The following is a 4,152-nucleotide window of genomic DNA, read 5'->3' as shown; positions in this document are numbered from 1 at the left end:
TTTGTTGAAGGACTCAATAACAGCATAAGAAACATTATTCGGACTGCGTTTGGATATAGAAATTTTGAAAATTTCAGGCTCAGAGTATTTGCGGAACATGGCGTTCCCCACTAATCTGCGATGAGCCAAAAAAGTTTGTCTTGAAAAGTATGAGTACGTACAAGATAAATCGTTTTGTATCAACAGAGAACTTATGTTACTCTAGTGAATATATTTTTTTATGACTTGAAGATAGGAACTTTCGATGGAATATCACTTGATTTCTCAGGGGCGTTTGTTTACCGGAGCCAAGGAAAAAGAATGTATTGTTATGATTCAGCGGATCACCAAGCTCTCTGAGGAGCAGGTGCGGAAGACCTTGTTAAATGGGCGTCCCCGTAAGCTTTTCAGTTCTGATGACAGGGCAAAGGTAGAAAAATTTTCCCAGGCATACCGCAAGGCTGGTTTGGATGTGCGGATTAAGAAGGGTTCGTGATTTTTTTATCATTGTTTGGTTATTTTTTTTCAGTTGTGAGGCAAATGATGTTCAGAGTTGCCTGCGTTGAAAAAAACGCATCTCGAACTGCTGTACGGAAAACCATTGTACCTGCTCCTCAGAATAGAGTAAGCTTTAGGGCATGGAAATCATCACTACCCACATCAATGCAGATTTTGATGGCCTGGCCTCAATGGTGGCAGCCAAGAAGCTCTATCCCAAGGCAAGTCTTGTTTTTTCCGGTTCCGCAGAACGCCCCATTCGCGATTTTCTTTCCCAGGATATCCGTAATCTCTATGGATTTAAGAAGATCAAACATATTGATCTGAGCGCTGTTACCCGCTTGATTATTGTTGACACCCGGCAGGCCAGCCGGCTCGGCCCCTTACAGGCCTGTCTGAACAATCCAGGCATTGAGCTTCATCTCTATGACCACCATCCTGATACAGCAGGTGATATGCAGGGGCATGTTGAGCATATTCAACAGGTAGGCTCAACCACAGCGATTTTTGTTGCCCTGCTGCGCGAACAAGGCATACCTCTTTTTCCTGATGAATCCACGCTGCTCAGTCTTGGCCTGCATGAGGATACTGGCTCTTTTCTCTATGCCACCACTACTCCAGCTGATTTACAGGCTGCGGCCTGGCTGTTGGAGCAGGGTGCTGACCTTGATATTGTTAATCAGTTTATTGCCAAGGATCTTTCTGCTGAACAGGTTTCTTTGCTGAGCCTCTTGTTAGAAAATACCATGACCTATACTATTCATTCAGTGCCTGTGACGGTGAGTCGTCTGACCTTGCCTACCTATGTGGATGATTTTGCGGTTTTGGTGCGTCGGGTGATGGTGATGGAAAATCTGGATGCTATCTTCACTCTGGTCTGCATGGGTGAGCGGATCTATCTTATCTGTCGGAGCAGGATTCCTGAGGTCAATGTAGGGACTCTTGCCCGTGCAATGGGCGGCGGTGGTCATGCTGCTGCTGCTTCAGCTACGGTGCGGAATAAAACGCTCTTTGAGGCAGAAGAAGAATTGCTTGCTCTCTTGCATCGTCATGTCAGGCCCAGGGCCATGGCAGGTGAACTCATGTCCAGGCCTGTTATCACTGCCACACCGGAGGTTACCCATAAGCAGGCAAATGAGTTGTTGACCCGCTATAATATTAATGTGCTGCCAGTGGTATGCGATAATAAGGATCGGAAAAATCCTCAGGGATTGCTGGGGATTATTTCTCGCAGGGATGTCACCAAGGCAATTGCCCATCAACTGGGGGAGATGCCGATCAGCGAGTATATGACCACTGATCTGGCAGTGCTGCCGGAAAGCGCAACCCAGGCTGATATTCAAGAATTGATCATAGAAAATCATCAGCGATTAATCCCTATTATCCGAAAACCCGAGGAACAGCAACAGGATCAGCAGGGGAAAGAGGCTGGTACGGAAGGGATTATCTGCGGCGTTATAACCCGTACCGACCTGCTCAATGTATTGGTTAATGATCCGGCCCATCTGCCCCGTAATCTGTTTCGTGAAGATGAACATCCATCCACAGAGCGGACCCGCAATATCAGTTCGTTGATGACCGACGGTCTGCACCGGAATATTATCCTTCTTCTACGGGAAATTGGAGAAATCGCTCAGGATCTTGGTACGCATGCCTATGCTGTGGGTGGCTTTGCCCGGGATCTGCTCTTGCAGACCAAGAACCTGGATATTGATATTGTGGTGGAAGGCGATGGAATTCTCTTTGCCAAAGAACTGGCTACCCGCAAACAGGCCACAGTTCGCACCCATGAAAAATTTGCCACCGCTACTGTTATTCTGACTGATGGAATGCGGATTGATGTGGCCACAGCCCGTCTGGAATACTATGCCTTTCCAGCTGCCATGCCCACAGTGGAACATAGCTCGCTGAAGCAGGATCTTTTCCGCCGTGATTTTACCATCAATGCAATGGCCATCCATCTTAATCCGGAACGCTTTGGTACCTTAGTGGATTTTTTTAATTCCCAGAATGATCTGAAAGAACGACGGATCAGGGTGCTTCATAATCTCAGCTTTGTAGAAGATCCCACCCGGATTTTCCGGGCTGTCCGTTTTGAGCAACGCCTTGATTTTACAATCAGCAGGCATTCTGAAAAGTTGATCCGTAATGCTGTACAGATGCATATGTATGACAAATTTTCCGGGCCCCGTTTTTTTAGTGAGCTGAAGTTGATCCTTGGAGAAGATCACCCATTAGCCTCTCTGCGCAGGCTGGATGCTTTTCATCTTTTTCCAGTACTCTGGCCAGATCTGCGGCCAAATTTAAAAATTGATCGTCGATTTGCTCATATTCTCACTCAGGCAGAAAAGACCATTGCCTGGTTTAAGTTGCTTTTTTTAGAAGAGGTGGAGAAAAAGGCAAGCCATTGCAAGATGTGGATGGTTTGCCTGTTGGCCGTGTTCAGCCGTTCCCGTGCCCAGGAATTACGTAATTTTTGCCATCGCTTTGAATTGCCACCCAAGCATCGCAAGCAGTTGCTGCGCCAAAAACGCAAAGCAGATCATATTGCCAGCCATATGTTACGCCGTCCTGAGATACAACCAGCTGAACTCTACTGGCTGCTTGATCCACTGGAAAATGAGGGCCTTTTATACCTGATGAGTATTGCCCGGAAAAAGCATATTCGCCAACAGGTCTCGCATTATGTTACCCATTTGCGTGGTGTGCAGAACCTCATCAATGGTCAGGATCTTATGAATCTGGGGTATACTCCGGGAACGTCCTTTCGGCTGATGATGAATTATGTGTTAGGGGCACAACTGAATGGAGAGATTACCCGTAAAGAGGAGGCCCTTGCCCTGATTCAACAGCAATACCCTGTAGATTCTTGTATACACATTCCTGAAAAGTTCTGAGCACTCTACTTTGGCCCCAAAGAATTACAGATACAACCGCCGATAATAACCGATCATTGAGTATCGTTTCATTCTGTTTCTACGTACAAAACAACCTATGGACATAAAGAGTACTATCCAGCAACTCATTATTATAGCACCTCCTTTTCTTTTTGCCCTGACCTGTCATGAGTTGGCTCACGGCTATACTGCCTGGAAACTGGGTGATCCCACAGCAAAGGACCAGGGCAGATTGACCATGAATCCGCTTAAACATCTTGATCCCTTTGGGGTGCTCGCTTTTTTTATCATAAAGGTGGGGTGGGCTAAACCTGTTCCGGTAAATCCAAAATATTTTCGCAATCCGCAAAAAGGGATGTTGGTGACAGCACTTGCAGGTCCTGTTGCGAATATGCTGCTTGCTATCTGTAGTGTCGTGCTCCTGCGTTTATTTATTTTATTGCCTGAGCCTCCTGCGTTTATTGGTGATCCTGTTTTTGCTATGCTTGCCGCATCGGTTTGGATTAATGTGATGTTGGCAGTGTTTAATCTGTTGCCTGTCCCGCCCTTGGATGGCTCAAAGATTCTTATGGGGGTTTTGCCCGCTGAACAGGCAGCCAGTTATGCTCGCCTGGAGCCCTATAGCATTATTCTTTTGTTGGTTCTCTTTTACAGGCCCCTGACAGCCTTTTTCTGCTAGCTGGTTAATCTTTTAATTTTACACCAGAAAAAAATGGACATTTGAGATTTTTCTGGTATTAATGTAATAAAAAACGATTTGTCATTGGTAACCAAGGGA

At 46.1% G+C, this 4,152-nt stretch carries 3 protein-coding genes and 1 pseudogene; all 4 read left to right on the top strand.

Annotated features, from left to right (window positions below):
* Positions 1-96, top strand: a pseudogene (locus L2082_RS18690) (transposase); the annotation flags it as partial.
* A 148-nt stretch (positions 97-244) separates the two neighbouring features.
* Positions 245-475 (top strand): hypothetical protein, encoded by a 231-nt coding sequence (locus L2082_RS18685; RefSeq protein ID WP_446010978.1) that lies wholly within the window; start codon positions 245-247, stop codon positions 473-475.
* A 142-nt stretch (positions 476-617) separates the two neighbouring features.
* Entirely contained in the window at positions 618-3,374 is a 2,757-nt protein-coding gene (locus L2082_RS18680) for a CBS domain-containing protein (RefSeq protein WP_446010979.1), read from the top strand.
* A gap of 97 nt (positions 3,375-3,471) precedes the next feature.
* Entirely contained in the window at positions 3,472-4,053 is a 582-nt protein-coding gene (locus L2082_RS18675; RefSeq protein WP_446012142.1) for a site-2 protease family protein, read from the top strand.
* Positions 4,054-4,152: the final 99 nt, after the last annotated feature.

It is taken from the genome of Candidatus Electrothrix sp. (assembly GCF_052785085.1).
Note: the sequence above shows the minus strand (reverse complement) of the source record. Positions and strands in the feature narration are given on the sequence as shown.